Here is an 18,157-nt window from a genome sequence, read left to right on the forward strand (position 1 = left end):
GGCTTGCCCCGCGTTGGGGTGCGCAGCGCCCCCACTACATCCGCCGCGTTGGTTCAGGCAAACCGCAGTGTGTGGGGATGGGGCTGCTACGCAGCCCAACGCGGGGCAAGCCCGCTCGCCACATGAAGCCCACTAGCCACAACCAATCCCACTTTCCACAAGAACCCCACTAGCCCCAAGTCCTACCTCAATGGGCAAACAGCGAGTTGCCCTTCTGCCCCGCGAGCTTCTCGGGCTTGATCAGGAAGCGCGCCAGTGCTGGCAGGAGCCACAGCGCACCGAACATGTTCCACAGCAGCATGAAGGTCAGCATCAGGCCCATGTCGGCCTGGAACTTGATCGCCGAGAAGATCCAGGTGCACACGCCAATCGCCAGGCACAGGCCGGTGAACAACACGGCTTTACCGGTCGACTTGAGCGTCTGGTAATAGGCTTCCTGCAACGGCAACCCTGCGCGCAGGAAACTCTCCAGGCGGCTGTAGATGTAGATGCCGTAGTCCACGCCAATCCCCACGCCCAACGCTACCACCGGCAAGGTCGCGACCTTGACGCCGATGCCCATGAACGCCATCAGCGCGTTGCCCAGCACCGAGGTCAGCACCAGCGGCAGCACGATGCACAGGGTCGCCGCCCAGGAACGGAAGGTGATCATGCACATGGTCGCCACGCACAGGTAGACCAGGATCAGGATGGTCAGCTCGGCCTCCTTGATCACCTCGTTGGTGGCGGCCTCGATCCCGGCGTTACCGGCAGCGAGCAGGAATTCCAGCCCGTCCTTGTTGTTCTCCTTGGCGAAGTCCTGCACCGCATGCACGGCGCGGTCGAGGGTCGCGGCCTTGTGGTCGTTGAGGAACACCAGCACCGGGGCGAGCGAGCAATTGTTGTTGTACAGGCCATCGGCACGGGCGATGGAGTTGTTGAGCACGTCGGGGTTGCGCGACAGGGTTTCCCATTTCAGGTTGCCCTCGTTCATGCCCTTGATCATCTGCTTGGACACGGTCACCAGCGAGATCGCCGATTGCACGCCTTCGGTGTTCTGCATCTTCCACATCAACTGGTCGATGGGATCCATGGCTTCGTAGCGCGAGCAGCCTTCGGCCTTGGTCTTGACCATCACCACCAGCACGTCGGAGCTGGTGGAGTAATTGTTGATGATGAAGTTGTTGTCCTTGTTGTAGCGCGAGTCCGGACGCAGTTCCGGGGCGCCCTGGTCCAGGTCGCCGATCTTCAGGTTCTGGCTGTACCACAGGCCGCCACCGAAGGCGATCAGCGCCAGTACGATGGACACCGGCGCGACCTTGGCGCTGGCGAAGTTCGACAGCAGGCGCCAGAACGGGTGATCGCGGTTGGCGTCCTTTTTGCTCTTGGCAATCGCGCGTTTGCTGATGCCGACATAGGAGATCGCCACCGGCAACAGGATCAGGTTGGTGAACACGATCACCGCCACGCCGATGGAGGCGCCGATGGCCAGTTCGCGGATCACGCCGATGTCGATGATCAGCAGCGTGATGAAGCCCACCGCGTCGGCGAGAATCGCGATCATGCCCGGCAGGAACAGTTGCCGGAAGGTGCGGCGTGCGGCCGTCAGCGCGTTGTCGGCCTCACTGGACTGCAGGGCGATACCGTTGATCTTCTGCACGCCATGGGAAATCCCGATGGCGAAAATCAGGAACGGCACCAGCATCGAATACGGGTCGAGGCCGAAACCGAAAAAGTGCATCAGCCCCAGTTGCCAGACCACCGCCACCAGCGTCGTGCTGAGCACCGCGATGGTACTGCGCAGGCAGTTGGTGAACCACAGCAGCAGGATCAGCGTGATGACAAAGGCCACGCCGAAGAACAGCACCACCATGATCAACCCGTCGATCAGGTCACCGACCTTCTTCGCGAAGCCGACGATGTGGATCTGCACGTTGGGGTTCTGTTCCTGGAACTTTGTGCGGATCTTGTCCTCAAGCTCGTGGGAAAACTTCTGGTAGTCCAGGGCCAGCAGCTTGCCCTGGTCCTGCGGGTCCGGGTAGGACTCCAGCAGCGGAATGTCGACAATGCTCGACTTGAAATCGTTGGCCACCAGGCGCCCGACCTGGCCGGACTTGAGCACGTTGTTGCGCAGCTGGTCGAGGCTTTCCGGCGAGCCGTTATAGCTCTGCGGGATCACTTCACCGCCGGCAAAACCTTCTTCGGTCACTTCGGTCCAGCGTACGCTGGGGCTCCACAGCGACTTGAGGCCCGAGCGGTCGACGCCGGAGATGTAGAACACCTCATCGTTGATCTGCCGCAGGGTCTCCATGTACTCCTTGGTGAAGATGTCACCGTCCTTGGCCTCCACCGAGATGCGCACGGTATTGCCCAGGTTGGCCAGGTCGTTGCGGTGCTCCATCATCTTTTCGATGAAGGGGTGCTTGAGGGGGATCATCTTTTCAAAGCTGGTGGACGGGCGAATCAGCGTCGCCTGCCAGAACAGGAAAATACTCACCAGCAGGCAGATCACGATCACTGCCGGACGGTTGTTGAAGATCAGGCGCTCAAGAAAGGTCGCTTTATCGTTGTGATGACTGCTCATTCTTTCCCCGCCTTTTTTATTGTTTTGCCAGTTCAGCGCCAGTCGCAGTGGCAACACGCACGCCACCCTGCCCGGCCAGAATCAAGTTGCCATTGCCTGCTGCCGTCACCGACGAGAGGGAAATGCGGTCCGGGCGATTGAACACGCTGAAGGTCTGGCCGTCATCATGGCTGACCACCACGCTGCCGCCATTGCCGACCACCACCAGCGATCCGTCGTCTAGCAAGGTCGCCCCCGACAGGCCAAACTCCAGGGCACCGCGTGCCGCCGGCAGTTCAACCTGCTCCCAGGTGCTGCCGAAATCGGTGGAGCGGTAGAGATTGCCGCGCAGGCCATAGGCCAACAGGGTCTGCGGCTGCGCCGTGCTGATCACGCCAAACAGCGAGCCCTCGTAGGGGCCTTCGAGCTTTTCCCAGGTCTGGCCGTCGTCGCTGGAGCGGAACATGCTGCCCTGCTCGCCGACGATAAACAGGCCGGCGTCCTTGATGTGCGCAATGGCGTTGAGGTGGAACTGGTCTTCGTTGTCGAGGCGGTCGCTGACGTCTGCCCAGGTCTTGCCGCCGTCGTCGGTCGCGATCAGCGCACCGTAGGCGCCCACGGCCAGGCCGTGCTCGGCATCCTTGAACCACACGTCGAGCAGTGGCGCTTCGCGCTTGAGGTCCTGGTATTGCTGGGTCCAGGTGGCACCACCGTCTGCACTGGCGAGGATCTGTGCATCATGGCCGACTGCCCAGCCGTGCTTGTCATCGACGAAAAACACCGCCGTGAGCAGCTGCCGGGTAGGCACTTTGGCTTGGGTCCAGGTACTGCCCTGGTCATCGGAATAGAGGATATGCCCGCGATCACCGACGGCCACCAGGCGCTTACCGGCGTGGACGACATCGATCATCAGGCCTTTGGCGGCCTTGGGGGATTCAATCGCAAAAGTGGTATCGCTGGCGGCCTGGACAACAGTCGGCAACGCGACTGCCCCAAACAGCGAGAGCGCTGCGGCCAGCAACGCAACCTTGCGTGCGGCGCGTGGGCGGCAAACAACCCAACCCATGACAGGCTCACTCATAGACCTTTCTCCCGATTTATTATTGTTAGGTCGTCTTGCCTTCCTGGCGCCTGAAACCTGCAATCTAGAGCGCCTGAAGGAAGCAGGGGCCATCCTATCGGGCTTTCGAATCGTCTGACAATCGGCGCTACGTTATCTTTTGTTAACTGGCGGCGTTTGGCCACGTGCTGAATATGGCGCCATCAGTCGCACTGATTGATCGTTTACCGCTGCCGAGGCGTGAGGAGTGACGCGGAGCGTCAAGGGCTGCATTCCCACGCAGAGCGTGGGAACGATCAACTACCCGCTCAATGAATTTTTATTCCATATCTTGAATTATGGGAATTTTTATTCCATTAATAGCCACCTGAAAACAATAAACCAAAGGACCACGGCTATGCGTGAACTCGGAATCGGCTTGATCGGCACAGGCTTCATGGGCCGCGCCCATGCCCTGGCATTCAATAACGCCCGGGCAGTATTTGACCTGCCGGTACACCTCAAGCTGGCCGCCCTGGCCGATGCCGATACCGAGCGCGCCCAGCGCTGCGCCAAGGCCTGGGGCTTTGCCCAGGCCCATGGCGACTGGCAGGCGCTGATCGATGATCCTGCCGTCGATGTCGTGGCCATCACCACCCCCAACCACCTGCATTACCCCATGGCCATGGCCGCAATTGCGGCCGGCAAGGCGGTGTACTGCGAAAAACCGCTGGCCGTCAGCCTCGAACAGGCCGACGCCATGCGCCGCGCCGCCCGTGCGGCCGGGGTGGTGACGCGGGTCGGCTACAACTATCAGCACAACCCGATGATCGGCCTGGCTCGGCAGATGATTGCCAACGGCGATCTCGGCGAAATCATCAGCTTCCAGGGCGAGTTCAGCGAAGACTTCATGGCCGACCCGGCGTCGCCGTGGTCATGGCGCTGCGAAGTGGCGCATGCCGGCGGCGCGCTGGCGGACCTGGGCAGCCACTTGCTGTCGATGGCGCACTATCTAGTGGGGGATGTCGCCAGCGTGTGCGCCGACACCCAGACCGTCCACGCCCAGCGCCCTGCGGTACACGGCAGCGATGAGCGCAAAGCCATCGCGGTGGACGACCAGGTGCATGCCCTGCTGCGCTTCGCCAATGGCGCGCGCGGCACGGTGAGCAGCAGTTGGCTCAAGCATGGCTACAAGAACCACCTGAGTTTCGAGATCAGCGGCACCCTGGGCACCTTGGCCTTCGACCAGGAGCGCTTGAACGAACTGCGCCTGTGCCGTGCCGGCCAGGACGGTTTCCAGCGCCTGCTGGCAGGCCCTGCCCTGCCCGGCTACGCAGCGTTCAGCCCGGCGGCCGGGCACCAATTGGGTTACAACGAACTGAAGACGCTGGAAGTCCAGGAGTTGATCATGGCCGTGGCGGGCCAGGGGGCGGACGGCACCGACTTTGACGCCGCGTGGGCAGTGGAGCGGCTGGCCACCGCGATTCGCGTAGCGGCCCGTGAAGAACGCTGGGTAACAGTGGACACGGTTTAAACATTGGAATACACCCCAAATGTGGGAGCGAGCTTGCTCGCGAAGGCGCTGGATCAGTCACCCTATTCATCGACTGACACACCGCTTTCGCGAGCAAGCCCGCTCCCACAGTTTGGTCACTGTTCGGACTTGGAATCCGGGGTGCTAAGCCCACATTTCCACCGACGGCACAACCCGGTTCCAACCTTGGAATGCAAGCCCGCTCCCACAGTTTTGATCGTCGTTCGGCTTGGGATTCGCGGTGCTGCGCACACATTTCCACCGACGGCACAACCCGGTTCCAACCTTGGAATACACGCCAAAAATGTGGGCGCGGGCTTGCGCGCGAAGGCGCTGGATCAGTCACCCTGTTCATCGACTGACACACCGCTTTCGCGGGCAAGCCCGCTCCCACAGTTTTGATCGTTGTTCGGACTTGGAATCCGGAGTGCTGCACTAACTTTTCTACCGACGGCACAACCCGGTTCCAACCTTGGAATACACCCCAAATGTGGGAGCTGGCTTGCCTGCGATAGCGGTGTGTCTGTCACCCCGCCATCGCGGGCAAGCCCGTTCCTACAGGGGGGCCAGACCTTCAGCTCCGCAAGGCGCGGCGCAGGACTTTGCCGACGGTGGTTTTCGGCAATTCCGTGGTTCGGAATTCCACATACTTCGGCATCTTGTAGCCCGTCAGGTATTCACGGCAATGGGCGAGGATCTGTTCCTGGGTCAGGTTCGGGTCCTTGCGCACCACGATGATCTTGACCTTCTCGCCGGTCACGCCATCTTCCACGCCAATCGCCGCGACTTCCCCGACGCCGGGGTGCAAGGCCACCACGTCCTCTATTTCATTCGGGTACACGTTGAAGCCCGAGACCAGGATCATGTCTTTCTTGCGGTCCACCAGGCGGATATAACCGCGCTCATCCATCACCCCGATATCACCGGTCGACAACCAGCCTTCGGCATCCAGCACCTCGGCGGTTTCCTTCGGCCGCTGCCAGTAACCCTGCATCACCTGCGGGCCGCGCACTTGCAGTTCGCCCTGCTCGCCGAGTTCGGCCAGCTCGCCGTCTTCGCGAACAAACCGCACCCAGGTCGACGGCAGCGGCACGCCAATGCTGCCGGTGAAGTCCATCTCGCGCATGCGGGCGATGTTGATCGGGCTGATGCTCACCACCGGCGAACACTCGGTCAGGCCGTAGCCTTCGATGATCGGCAGCCCGGTGACTTCCTTCCAGCGCTTGGCCACTGCCGTGTGCGTGGCCATGCCACCGGCGATCACCATGCGCAGGTCGGAAAAGTCCCGCGCGCAGAACTCCGGGTTTTCCAGCAAGCCATTGAACAGCGTATTGACCCCGGCAATCCCGTTGAAGCGCTCCTTGCGCAGGATCATCTGCACGCGCTTCACATCCCGCGGGTTGGCGATGAGGATGTTGCGCCCGCCCAGGCACATGAACATCAGGCAGTTCACCGTCAGCGAAAAGATGTGGTACAGCGGCAGCAGGGTGACGTTGGTTTCCTGCTTGTCCTGGTCCAGTTGATCGCCGACCCAGGCCTTGGCCTGCAGCAGGTTGGCAATGATATTGCGGTGGCTGAGCATCACGCCCTTGGCGTCGCCCGTGGTGCCGCCGGTGTATTGCAGGAAAGCCAGGTCATCAAGGTGCATGCCTACCGGAAAATGGTTCAGCCCCCGGCCCTGCTTGAGCACCTGATTGAAACGCACCGCGCCGCGCAGGTTGAACGTGGGCACCTGCTTTTGCACGCGGCGCAGGATGAAGTTCATCGCCGCGCCCTTGAGCGTACCGAGCAAGTCGCCGATGGCCGCCACCACCACGCGCTTGACGCTGCTGCCGCCGATGACTTTTTCCAAGGTGTGGGCGAAGTTTTCGAAAATCACCACGGTTTCGGCGCCGCTGTCCTTGAGCAAATGCTTGAGCTCATGGGAGGTGTACAGCGGGTTGACGTTGACCACCACCGCGCCGGCCAGGATCGTGCCCAACAGGCAGATCGGGTACTGCAAGCAGTTTGGCATCATCAGCGCCACGCGGTCGCCCGGCTGTACGCCCTGGCCTTGCAGCCAGGCGGCAAAGGCAATGCCTTGCACGTGCCAGTCGGCGTAGGTCATTTCGGTGCCGATGCTGACGTAGGCGACCCGCTCGCGAAACTTCTCCAGGTGCTCCACGAACACCTCGCGCAACGACGGGTAGTCCTCGATAGCAGCATCGATGTCTGCCGGTACGCCGGGCAGGTAAGCGTTCAACCAGATCCGTTCGGTTTGTTCCTGGCTTACAGCGTTCATGGCAGTCTCCTTGTTGTTGTTTTTGATAGAGCTACTTTTCGACGATGGCAGTAATGCCCAACCCGCCCGCCGCGCAGATCGAAATCAGGCCGCGGCCGCCACCCCGCTCATGGATGGCCTTGGCCAGCGCCGCCAACTGCCGGCCACCGGTGGCGGCAAACGGGTGACCACAGCCCAGCGAGCCGCCGTTGACGTTCATTTTGCTGCGTTCGATCGGGCCGAGCGGAGTCTCCAAGCCTAGCCGCTCGCGGCAATAATCGGCGTCCTCCCAAGCCTTGAGCGTGCACAGCACCTGGGCGGCGAAGGCTTCGTGGATCTCGAAGAAGTCGAAGTCGGCAAAGCTCAGCCCTTCGCGCTTGAGCATGCGCGGCACTGCATAGGCCGGAGCCATCAGCAGGCCTTCGGTGCCGTCGACAAAATTCACCGCCGCCGTTTCGCCAGTGCGCAGGTAGGCCAGCACCGGCCAGCCGTTGGCCGCCGCCCACTCTTCACTGGCCAGCAACACCACCGAGGCGCCATCGGTGAGCGGCGTGGAGTTGCCCGCCGTGAGCGTGCCGTTCTGCCGGTCATAGGCCGGGGACAGGCCGGCGAGCTTCTCCAGGCTCGCGTCGGCACGCAGGTTATTGTCGCGGGCCAGGCCGCGATGGGGGCTGATCAGGTCGTCGAAAAAGCCGCGTTTATAGGCAGCGTCCAGACGCTGGTGGCTGGTCAGGGTCAGTTCGTCCTGCGCCAGGCGTTTGATCTGCCAGCGCTTGGCCATTTCTTCGCAGTGCTCGCCCATCGACAAGCCCGTGCGCGGCTCACCGTTGCGGGGCAGCAGCGGCTTGAACAACATCGACGGGCGCACTTTCAGCAATGCCTTGAGCTTGTCGCCTATGCCCTTGGCGCGATTGGCCGCCAAGAGCGTGTGGCGCAGGGATTCGTTGATGCCGATGGGCGCATCGGAGGTGGTGTCGGCGCCGCCGGCGATGCCCACTTCGATCTGGCCCAGGGCAATCTTATTCGCCACCAGCAGCGCCGCTTCCAGGCCGGTGCCGCAGGCTTGTTGCACGTCGTAGGCCGGGGTTTGCGGCGACAGCGTGGTGGACAGCAACGACTCGCGCGCCAGGTTGAAATCGCGCGAATGCTTGATCACCGCGCCGGCGGCGAACTCGCCCAGGCGCTGGCCGTGCAGGTTGTAGCGGTCGACCAGGCCTTGCAGCGCTGCCACCAGCAAATCCTGGTTGCTGTCATGGGCGTACACGGTGTTGGAGCGGGCAAACGGAATGCGGTTGCCGCCGATGATCGCCACGCGGCGGGTTGGGGCCGGGTTGAAGCTGTAGTCACTCATCTAAGGCTTTCCAAATAAAGAGCCCACGCATATGGGGTTTGTCGCCGGCAGCATTGCGCACCTCGAATGCACGGCGCGGGCCGGTCACGGGGTGGCTCCACAGGGCGACCTGGCCGGGCAGGTAGATCGGCAGTTTGAAATCGCAATGGGCTTCGGCCTGGTCCAGGCCTCCCGGCGGTTGCTGGGCGGCGAGCGCTCGGCCAAGGGTCCACATGCCATGGGCTATGGCGCGGCGAAAACCGAAGATTTTCGCGCCGATCACCGAGGTGTGGATCGGGTTGAAATCCCCCGACACCTTGGCGAAACGTCGGCCCAGGTCGGCCGGCAATACCCAGCGTTGCGTGCGCAAAAGGCCCTCTTCCGGCAACTCCAGCGACTCGCCCCACGGCTCGCCGAGCGGGTTCTTCACGTCGCGGCGCAGGTACAGGCTGTCGCTTTCCCACACCAGCGCATCGGCACTGTAGGCACGGGTGGCGATGCTCAATGCCTGGCCCTTGGGGTGCGCGACCCAGCGCTCGGCGAACACCTCGATGCGCAACGCCTGGCCTGGGTGCAACCGCTGGTGCTGCCGAATGCGGTTGGCCAGGTGCACCATGCCGCTGGCCGGGTACGGGAAGCTCGGCCGGGTCAACAGCATCAGGTGCAGCGGGAACGCCAACACATGCGGGTAGGACAACGGTACTCCCTGCTCGTGACGAAAGCCACACGCACGGCCATAGCCGGCAATGCCGGTGGCGCTCAGCTCCACCGCCGAGCGCACCAGGCGCTCCTTGGGCAGCACCGGCGCACCGTCGAGCTTGGGCTTGCGCAGGGCGCGCACGCCATCCAGCAGCAGGCGGGTGCGCGAGGGTGGCGGGTCGATGATCTGCGTCACGTAGTCCACGGCTCAGGCTCCCAGCAGGCTTTGCCCGCACACGCGTACGACCTGGCCATTGACGGCGCCGGATGCCGGGTGTGCCAGCCAGGCGATAGTCTCGGCCACATCGATCGGCTGGCCGCCCTGGGACATCGAGTTCATGCGCCGCCCCGCTTCGCGAATCATCAACGGGATTTTTGCGGTCATCTGGGTTTCGATAAACCCCGGCGCCACGGCATTCACCGTCACCTGTTGCGCCGCTGCCTGCCGGGCCAGGCCTTGCACCAGGCCAATCACGCCGGCCTTGGAGGTCGCGTAGTTGCTCTGCCCGAGGTTGCCGGCGATGCCGGAAATCGACGACACGCACACGATGCGCCCACCAGCGTTCAGGCCCTGGTGGTCGAGCAGCGCCTGGCTCAGTTGCAACGGCGCTTCGAGGTTGACCGCCAGCACACTGCGCCAGGCTGCCTCAGTCATCTTCGCGATGGTCTTGTCGCGGGTGATCCCGGCGTTGTGCACCACCACATCGAAGGCGCCGTATTGGCTGATATGCGTATGCAACAACGCGGTGGCATCGGCAGCGGTGATATCCAGCGGCAGGGCCGAGCCGCCGACACTGCTGGCGGCTTGCTGCAGCGCGTCGTGGGCCTGGGGCACGTCCACGCAGACCACATGGGCACCGTCACGCGCCAGCACTTGGGCGATGGCCAGGCCAATGCCACGCGACGCGCCCGTGACCAGCGCGCGGCGGCCGGCGAAGGGCTTGTCCCAATTGACCGTGACGTGACCGTCCACCGGGGCTTCCAGGCGCACCACTTGCCCGGACACATAGGCCGACCGGCGCGACAGGAAGAACCGCAGGCTGCTGTCCAGCGCCGCCTCGGCCCCCGGCGCCACGTACAGCAACTGCACAGTGATGGCCCGGCGCAACTCCTTGGCCAATGAGCGCACCAGGCCTTCGAGGGCGCGCTGCGCGATGGCCTGGGGCAAGTCGACGCAGTGTTCCGGCGCCGTGCCGAGCACCACCACGCGACCGTGCTGGCCGAGGCGCTTGGCGTTGGCGTGGAAGAATACATACAGCTCGTCGAGTTGCTGCAGGTCGGTCACGCCGCTGGCATCGAACACCGCGCCCTGCACTTTCACCGTGGACGGCGCCTTGAGCGTGGCCGCAGTGGCGGTGACCGTGTCGGTGTCGCCGAAAATGCGCTGCACTTCGCCGGCCAGGCGCCCTGCCCCGGCCAGGATCACCGGGTTGGCGAGGCCTTGCTGGCCGCTGCGATGGCGTTGCAACGGCAAGGGTTGGGGCAGACCGATGGCCCCGGCCAGGCGGCGGCCCCAAGGAGAACTGACGAACGCTAGATAGCTGTCACTCATAGATAGATCCACTCACAACACATTCCTGCCTTGTAAACCCGATCACTGTGGGAGCTGGCTTGCCTGCGATGGCAGCGGCCCGGCTTGACTGATAGACCGAGTCGCCTGCATCGCAGGCAAGCCAGCTCCCACACTGAGCGTGTTCATTCAGTACCACTCAATTGACCGAGGCGTTTTCACCCTGGCTGGACTTGCGCTTTGCCGGCGGTTCCAGCGCTTGCTTGCGCTGTTGCAACGCCTCCAGCAAGCCGAAGTCCTGCGGGAAGTCGTCCACCTGGATGCCGTGATCGGCGTATTCCACATAGCGCCCCAGCAAGCTGTCTTCGTCGTCGCTGATCAGGTCCAGCGCCCGCGCCTTGACGCGCCAGGCGTTGAAGGCCGTGGCCGAGATCGGCATCGGCTCGATCAGCCCCTGCTTGACCGCAGGCTTGAGGCGAGCATCGATCAGCTCGACTTGCGGCAACAGGCGGAAGCCAAGTTCGCCGTAGGCCAGCTTGTCGATTTCCGGACGCGGGATGTAGGAATTGGCCAGCAGACGGTCGCGGGTTTCGCCGGGGGTCTGCACCACATCGGCCACCTGGGCCAGCAGGCGATCCGAGGGTTTGCGCAGGGGAATGCCGAACGGGAAACTCAAGCCACGCACCACAGCTGCTGCGGCTTTCGACGGGTAGTTATCCAGCACTTCGGCCAGCGCTTCATGGGCGCGCAACAACGCGTCCTGCGCCGCCCAATGCACCAGCGGCAAATCCGCCTGGGGCCGACCGTCGTCCTCGAAGCGCTTGAGTACGCAGGACAGGATGTACAGCTGCGAGAGAATATCGCCCAGGCGCCCGGTAATACTTTCCTTGCGCTTGAGGGCACCGCCCAGCACGCCCATGGAAATATCCGAGATCAGCGCCAGTACCACCGACAGGCGATTGGCCTGGCGATAGTAGGACGCCAACGCCGGGTCGGTCTTGGCCGGGGCGGAAATCAGCCGCCCGCCCGTAAGGGAATGCACCGCCGCACGCACGGTATTGGCCAACACAAAGCTGATATGGCCGAACATCGCGCTGTCGAAATCTTCCAGGGCCTTGCGCCGGTCCGGGTGGCGCGCCGCTTCCATCTCGCGGAACACATAAGGATGGCAGCGGATAAGGCCCTGGCCAAAGATGATCAGGCAGCGCGTCATGATGTTCGCGCCCTCCACCGTGATGGCGATGGGGCTCTGCTGGTAGGCGCGCGCCAGGAAGTTATTGGGCCCCATGCAGATGCCCTTGCCGGCGACAATGTCCATGCCGTCGTTGACGATAATCCGCGCCCGTTCGGTGACGTGGTACTTGGCGATGGCCGAGATCACCGACGGTTTCTCACCGGCGTCCAGGGACGCCACCGAGACCTTGCGCACCGCATCGCAGGCATACAAGTGCCCGGCCATGCGCGCCAGCGGCGCCTGCACGCCTTCGAACTTGCCGATGGGCAGGCCGAACTGCTTGCGCATCGCCGCGTAGGCGGTGGTGCCGCGCACTGCGACCTTGCCCAGACCGACGTTGGCCGAAGGCAGGGAAATCGCGCGGCCGGCGGCCAGGCATTCCATCAACATGCGCCAGCCGTTACCGACTTGCTCGCGGCCACCGATCACCCATTCCAGTGGGATGAAAACATCCTTGCCGGTGGTAGGACCATTCTGGAACACCGCGTTGAGCGGCCAGTGGCGACGGCCACTATTGACGCCTGGGTGCGACGTCGGGATCAGCGCACAGGTGATGCCGAGCGAACCGGGAGCGCCTAACAGGCCTTCCGGGTCTTCGGCGCGAAACGCCAGGCCAAGCACCGTGGCAATCGGGCCCAGGGTGATGTAGCGCTTGTCCCAGGTCACGCGGAAACCCAGTACTTCCTGGCCTTCATGCGTGCCTTTGCAGACGATGCCCAGGTCGGGAATCGCCCCGGCGTCCGAGCCGGCATACGGGCTGGTCAGGGCAAAGCACGGGATGTCTTCACCCCGCGCCAGGCGCGGCAAGTAGTAGTTGCGCTGGGCATCGGTGCCGTAGTGCAACAGCAACTCGGCCGGACCGAGGGAGTTGGGCACCATCACCGAGATCGCCGCCGCCGAGCAGCGCGTCGACAGCTTCATCACCACCTGCGAGTGCGCATAGTGGGAGAAGCCTTTGCCACCGTACTGCTTGGGAATGATCATGCCGAGGAAGCCGGCGTCCTTGGTGTACTGCCAGCCTTCGGGCGACATGTCCTGCCAGACCTGGGTGGTTTCCCAGTCGTTGGCGATGTCACAGAGGGTTTCCACCTCATTGTCGAGGAAGGCTTGCTCCTCCGCGCTCAGGCTGGCCGGCGCAGCTTGCAGCAGGCGCTGCCAGTTGGGCTTGCCGCTGAACAGCTCGGCGTCCCACCACACGGTGCCTGACTCAATGGCCGCGCGTTCGGTGTCGGACATCGCCGGCATGATCGTACGAAACAGGCCGAGGGCCTTGCTGGTCAACAGCGTGCGGCGTAGCGGTTTGAGGGTCATCAGCAACGCCGGTAACACCACCAGCACCGCCGCGACGGTGGCGCCGAACGCCGCCACCACGTTGAACAGGTAACCAATCGCCAACCAGACCAGGCCAGCGCCCAACCACAGGGTGGCAGCGGCTTGTCGATACGCCAGGGCAATCGCAGCTGCGAAACCCACCAATAACCAGATAACCATGGGATACCTCGACTCGATTCAGGGCGTGGTTTACGTGCGGAAGGTCGGATTGACCTGCGGCGTAAAGCCACACTACAAACTTGGAAAGCTAAATTCAAATTTTGTTTTGAAATTTTTATTTAATGCTTGGGCGAAAAAATTGGCGGCTGAAAGGGTCAGCCTGATGGGTTGATGGGATCAGAAAATCGGAACGGGTCGCGTGGGCAACCCGTCGATGCGTCATCCATATGCAGCACAACAGAAAGATGCGCTAACTGCTGGCAAATATGAATGTGGCCGGATCAAAACTCGTAAGTTGCAGATACGCTAACCACATCACCACGCGCCTCTGACTTGCCATCGAGGCTGGCCCCTCCAAGACGATCCACGTTTTTAGTCCTCAGTTTGACGGTCTCTACGAATTGATGGGAATAAGCACCGTCGACGCTCAAGCCTGGTATTGCACGGACTTTGTAGCCCAAGCCCAGGGACACGAACGTGCGGTCACCGTCCGGAATACGCGGGTCACGGGTGGCGTCCGGCGTAGGCGTCTGGTCAAAAGAAACACCGCCACGCACGGTAAAGTCGTCAGTCAGTTTGTAGTCGGTGCCGTACGAGAATTGCCATGCATCTTTGTAGCGATAGGGAATCGAAACGATGGTGCTGCCTTCGGACTTGAGGGTCAGCGCTTTGAACGATGACCAATCCGTCCAGGTGGCGCTGAAGCCAACACCCCAACGATCATTGAATTGATGTACCCAATCGAAGGATGCGGTAGCCGGGATATCCAATTGGGTAGAGGCCTTCGCTCCATCGGGGTAGAGGTGCAGGCCTGGGTAGGCCATTTCCACCAGGGTTTTACCGTCCAGAACAGGCGTGGTCATGAGCAACCGAGATTGTTCGTCGGCGTAGATGTTGTATTTACCCTCTAGTTTATTCTTTATTTTCGCGTGGTAATTCAGGCCCAGCGTGTCCTGACTGGTCGGCTTCCAGGCGATACCGGCGAACCAGCCCAGCGATGTATTGTCGACTTTGACGCGCATCAACGAAAAGCCCTGACCCGCAGCAAAGGGCGTAAAACCGAAGTCCGCAGACTGTGCCGCTGCGGCATACAAGTCGACGTTCTGGCTTACAAAACCAGAGGTGTGCTGAAGAATTGCACCGCCCCCAACGGAGAATTCGTCTGTGACTTTAAACGACAGCGAGCCAGTCAGTGCAACCGTCTCGATCTTCGTATCAACCGCGAAGTCCCTGCCTTTCCAATCATTGTCGTAGCTTGTCCTCGCCCCCATGGGGACGACCTGACTCAGGCCGAAGTTCAGGCGATCATTAATTGGCATGACCATGAAGCCGGTAGGCACCCATGCCTCAAAACCCGCCTGGCCCCCATCTCCTGTTCTAGTGCTGTAGATCGGATTGAAGTCGGGATCCAAAACCGTGGCCGACGTAGGCCGACCAGAGTAGTCGTACGCGTTACCCTTATATTTGATATCGATATTTGCGTAGTTGAGCGTGAACTGGGAAATGTTCTTGTCGATAAATGCCATGGCAGCGGGGTTGTTATAGGCCGATGACGGGTCGTTCTTGAACAACGAACCACCACCAAATGCGCGCCCCCAGCCGGCGGCGTTTGTCGTCGGCGTCATGAACGCTCCCGCCTGGGCCGAACCGGCAGCCACCATGAATCCACTGAGCAATGCCAGGCTCAGGAATGTTTGTGCCTGTTGTTTCTTATTATTCATGCTCCACTCCTTATTGTTTTTATACCGCCCCAGCGGGTAAATACCGATGGTTTGTCGCAACAGATGCCTCTTGCGAGGCACCTGTATTTGCCGTGGGTGATCAGCCCAGAGTGCTCTGCGGGACGATTAAGGAACGATCTGCAGCAGCGGCGATGTGGTCACCGTTACACTCAGGCTTTGAAGGGTGCAGGACGAACCGAGAGGCTGGCTTGTCGGGCTGGTGGTCAACACGCCAGTGCTGTTGTTGTAGGCCACCGTAACGGTCGATGGACCGCAGTTGGACGCTGGATACAACACGGTGGCAGGAATGGTGTAACCGACGTTGGTGACATTCCCGCCGCCTGAAGTACCACTCAGCGATGTAGCCGTCAGTGTCCATGGCACACCCGTGATTTGAGGCAGCTTGCACAGGTTGTTGCTACCCGACACGGTGACCTTGGTGATACTCGCAATCCCCACATTGTTTACAGAACCATCAAACTTCACGTCACACGTAATAGGCAACTGAAAAGAGGATGGTGACTTCACAGTAAGTGAACCGGACGCGGAAAAATTACTGCTGATCGGAGCGATACTCACAGCATTGGCCATCGAAGCAGCACCCATGCAAACAGCCAAAGCAGACAACGACACGAGGGTTTTCAAACTTTTCATTGTTTTTCCTCACATGTTATGGCGAAGTCATTTCGCCAGGGGTAATGGCCATGAACGAGAGGTCACGGTGAAACAAAGCGGAACTTCCCTTTCCAGCCAAATCTCAATTCAATTACCGCTACAACAGTCCAGTGTTATTCCACAACTTTGAAGTTCGGCGGCATCTTGATCGACACCGTCTTGATCTTGCAGTCTTCGCCAATCGGTACATTGGCCGCCTCCAACTTGCCGGTAGCGTTATCCCAGGTGCCATCGGCGGTAGAAGGCCCGCACTTGCCGCCCAGGCCGAAGGCGTGGACATCTACGCTGATCTTCGACATGGAGCCACTCTTGGTGTCCTTGGCAATCAACACCCAGGGCAAGTTGGTGGCTTCGACACGGCTGCACTTGAGGCCGCCATCGAATTCAACTTTCTCGACATCCACCGATGACCCATCGGCCGCAACTTTGCCGGCCACCTTGATGGTGCAATCGGCGCTGATCAGCGCGCCCTTGGAAAAACTGATCGGGCCTTGGGCGGTAAATGCGCTGCCGGCTGGTTCGATGCGGGCGGCCTGGGCCTGGTGATAGGCGATAAGCCCCAGCGCGGCCAATACGATGTGGGTGGTGAACTTGGCAGGTGATTGCATGGTGTACGTCCTTCCCTTTAATTATTTTTGTTCGGGTCAAACAACTTACGTGCAACTCAATCGATAAACCTTGGGCGCAAGGGGCCTGCGCGGCACGCAGGCCCCGAGTACGCCAACAACATGTGACTTACACTTAGAACGGCGTAGCGCTGTTGCTGTACTTCTCCAGGTACTTCAACCGTTGTGAGGGCTGAAGGTTGGTCAGGAAAATATCCCCGGCGTAATGATTAAGTACGCGGTGGTCCATGCGACGGCGCCACAAGTACGGCACATACGCCCAGACAATCATGCTCGCATACCCATAGGGAAGTTGCGGCGACTCATCAAAGTGGCGCAACGACTGGTAACTGCGTGTCGGGTTGGCATGGTGATCAGAGTGCCGCTGAAGTTGGAACAGGAAGATATTGGTGACAATACGGTTACTGTTCCAGGAGTGCCGAGGCGAACAACGTTCATACCGGCCATTGGGCAACTTCTGGCGTTTAAGGCCGTAGTGTTCCACGTAGTTCACCACTTCCAGCAGGGAGAAGCCGTAGATGCCCTGGATGATCAGGAAGGGAATCACCGCCGCCCCGAGCCAGTAGATCATCGCCCCCCACAACACCACGCTGTACATCCAGGCACTGAGCACAGCGTTCTTCCAGTGCCAGGCCGGCAGGCCGAGTTTGCGCAGGCGCTCGCGCTCCAGGTTCCAGGCCGAGCGTGCGCTGAACCACACCGAGCGCGGCAGGAAGGCCCAGAAACTTTCACCCAGTCGCGAACTGGCCGGGTCTTCCGGTGTGGCGACACGCACGTGATGGCCACGGTTGTGTTCGGTGTAGAAGTGCCCGTAGAAGGTCGGCGCCAGGGTCACCTTGGCGAGAAACACCTCCAAAGCGTTGGGCTTGTGCCCCAGTTCATGGGCGGTATTGATCGCGATACCGGTTGCGGCACCGGTCGACATCGCCATGCCGAGGTAGGTGAACCAACTCGGCTCGCCATGCAACTGAGTGCGTGCGGTGATGTAGTGGGCAGCCTGCGACAGCCAGCTGGTCGGCTCCAGGTTCGCGGCGGCCTGCACCAGGCCACCCTGGATGATCCACTCGATACCGCCGGCGGCCAGCCACCCGGTGATCACCACCGAGGAGATCACGAACAGCACGCCCGTATAGACGATCCAACGGTAGTAGCTTTGGGATTCGAGGTGGCCAACGGCGGATTCGGGCGGGTTGCTGACGTCTTCACCGAGCAGGCCGTCGATCAGTGGGATCAGGCCGAAGATCACCAGCACGCCGACCCACCACAGTTGCTGGATACCGGTGGTGATCGCCAGGGCGCCAGACAACAGCGGAGTGGCCAGCGGCATGATCCCCAGCCACCACAGGTGACGCTTGCCGTCGGTCCATACGCTTGGGGCTGCCAGTGTCTGATTCATGGCAGCCTCCGGATGAGACGGGTTGGCAGGGTTACAAAAAACAGGTTCAGGGAGCGATGGATGCTCCGGGAATTCAACCATGCGATAAAAGACGTTTTTT

At 61.4% G+C, this 18,157-nt stretch carries 12 protein-coding genes; 1 reads left to right on the forward strand and 11 read right to left on the reverse strand.

What is annotated here, in order from left to right; genetic code table 11:
* Positions 1–187 precede the first annotated feature (187 nt).
* Both QMX97_RS10810 and QMX97_RS10815 read right to left on the reverse strand, forming a co-directional pair.
* Positions 188–2,563, reverse strand: coding sequence for an RND family transporter (locus tag QMX97_RS10810; protein ID WP_065907861.1), 2,376 nt, complete (start codon positions 2,561–2,563; stop codon positions 188–190).
* Positions 2,564–2,579: 16 nt separating this feature from the next.
* The gene (locus QMX97_RS10815) at positions 2,580–3,608 is read right to left on the reverse strand and encodes a YCF48-related protein (RefSeq protein WP_177343960.1); all 1,029 of its coding nucleotides are present in this window, start codon (positions 3,606–3,608) and stop codon (positions 2,580–2,582) included.
* Positions 3,609–3,999: 391 nt separating this feature from the next.
* Between QMX97_RS10815 and QMX97_RS10820 the strand changes: the two genes are divergently transcribed.
* Positions 4,000–5,115, forward strand: coding sequence for a Gfo/Idh/MocA family oxidoreductase (locus tag QMX97_RS10820; protein WP_065907858.1), 1,116 nt, complete (start codon positions 4,000–4,002; stop codon positions 5,113–5,115).
* A 574-nt stretch (positions 5,116–5,689) separates the two neighbouring features.
* Here the strand turns inward: QMX97_RS10820 and QMX97_RS10825 are convergent.
* The 9 genes from QMX97_RS10825 to QMX97_RS10865 form a co-directional block, all read right to left on the reverse strand.
* Positions 5,690–7,396 carry an AMP-binding protein gene (locus tag QMX97_RS10825; protein ID WP_065907856.1) on the reverse strand — a complete coding sequence of 569 codons (1,707 nt, stop codon included), beginning with the start codon at positions 7,394–7,396 and terminating at the stop codon, positions 5,690–5,692.
* 31 nt (positions 7,397–7,427) lie between these two features.
* Complete coding sequence (locus tag QMX97_RS10830) at positions 7,428–8,726, reverse strand: acetyl-CoA C-acetyltransferase (RefSeq protein WP_282396901.1); 1,299 nt, start codon at positions 8,724–8,726, stop codon at positions 7,428–7,430.
* Positions 8,719–9,609, reverse strand: coding sequence for a MaoC/PaaZ C-terminal domain-containing protein (locus QMX97_RS10835; RefSeq protein WP_282396902.1), 891 nt, complete (start codon positions 9,607–9,609; stop codon positions 8,719–8,721). Before QMX97_RS10835 ends, QMX97_RS10830 begins: the two co-directional genes overlap by 8 nt.
* A gap of 3 nt (positions 9,610–9,612) precedes the next feature.
* Positions 9,613–10,956, reverse strand: coding sequence for a 3-oxoacyl-ACP reductase (locus QMX97_RS10840; protein ID WP_282396903.1), 1,344 nt, complete (start codon positions 10,954–10,956; stop codon positions 9,613–9,615).
* Positions 10,957–11,113: 157 nt separating this feature from the next.
* Positions 11,114–13,639: an acyl-CoA dehydrogenase gene (locus QMX97_RS10845; protein WP_282396904.1), complete on the reverse strand. Its 2,526-nt coding sequence runs from the start codon at positions 13,637–13,639 to the stop codon at positions 11,114–11,116.
* 281 nt (positions 13,640–13,920) lie between these two features.
* On the reverse strand, positions 13,921–15,360 hold the full coding sequence (locus QMX97_RS10850; protein WP_282396905.1) for an outer membrane protein transport protein: 1,440 nt from the start codon (positions 15,358–15,360) through the stop codon (positions 13,921–13,923).
* A 126-nt stretch (positions 15,361–15,486) separates the two neighbouring features.
* The gene (praB, locus tag QMX97_RS10855) at positions 15,487–16,014 is read right to left on the reverse strand and encodes an alkane oxidation protein activator PraB (RefSeq protein ID WP_282396906.1); all 528 of its coding nucleotides are present in this window, start codon (positions 16,012–16,014) and stop codon (positions 15,487–15,489) included.
* 134 nt (positions 16,015–16,148) lie between these two features.
* Entirely contained in the window at positions 16,149–16,643 is a 495-nt protein-coding gene (gene praA / locus QMX97_RS10860) for an alkane oxidation protein activator PraA (protein ID WP_065907845.1), read from the reverse strand.
* A gap of 133 nt (positions 16,644–16,776) precedes the next feature.
* Complete coding sequence (locus QMX97_RS10865; protein ID WP_282396907.1) at positions 16,777–18,057, reverse strand: alkane 1-monooxygenase; 1,281 nt, start codon at positions 18,055–18,057, stop codon at positions 16,777–16,779.
* Between the last annotated feature and the right edge of the window lie 100 nt (positions 18,058–18,157).

It is taken from the genome of Pseudomonas sp. PS01298, assembly GCF_029959745.1.
Lineage (GTDB): Bacteria > Pseudomonadota > Gammaproteobacteria > Pseudomonadales > Pseudomonadaceae > Aquipseudomonas > Aquipseudomonas aylmerensis.

Coding starts and splice junctions, on each gene's coding strand:
- QMX97_RS10840 (WP_282396903.1), bottom strand. CDS start 10,956: ATGAGTGACAGCTATCTAGCGTTCGTCAGTTCTCCTTGGGGCCGCCGC.
- QMX97_RS10815 (WP_177343960.1), bottom strand. CDS start 3,608: ATGGGTTGGGTTGTTTGCCGCCCACGCGCCGCACGCAAGGTTGCGTTG.
- QMX97_RS10830 (WP_282396901.1), bottom strand. CDS start 8,726: ATGAGTGACTACAGCTTCAACCCGGCCCCAACCCGCCGCGTGGCGATC.
- praB (WP_282396906.1), bottom strand. CDS start 16,014: ATGAAAAGTTTGAAAACCCTCGTGTCGTTGTCTGCTTTGGCTGTTTGC.
- QMX97_RS10825 (WP_065907856.1), bottom strand. CDS start 7,396: ATGAACGCTGTAAGCCAGGAACAAACCGAACGGATCTGGTTGAACGCT.
- QMX97_RS10810 (WP_065907861.1), bottom strand. CDS start 2,563: ATGAGCAGTCATCACAACGATAAAGCGACCTTTCTTGAGCGCCTGATC.
- QMX97_RS10865 (WP_282396907.1), bottom strand. CDS start 18,057: ATGAATCAGACACTGGCAGCCCCAAGCGTATGGACCGACGGCAAGCGT.
- QMX97_RS10850 (WP_282396905.1), bottom strand. CDS start 15,360: ATGAATAATAAGAAACAACAGGCACAAACATTCCTGAGCCTGGCATTG.
- QMX97_RS10820 (WP_065907858.1), top strand. CDS start 4,000: ATGCGTGAACTCGGAATCGGCTTGATCGGCACAGGCTTCATGGGCCGC.
- praA (WP_065907845.1), bottom strand. CDS start 16,643: ATGCAATCACCTGCCAAGTTCACCACCCACATCGTATTGGCCGCGCTG.
- QMX97_RS10845 (WP_282396904.1), bottom strand. CDS start 13,639: ATGGTTATCTGGTTATTGGTGGGTTTCGCAGCTGCGATTGCCCTGGCG.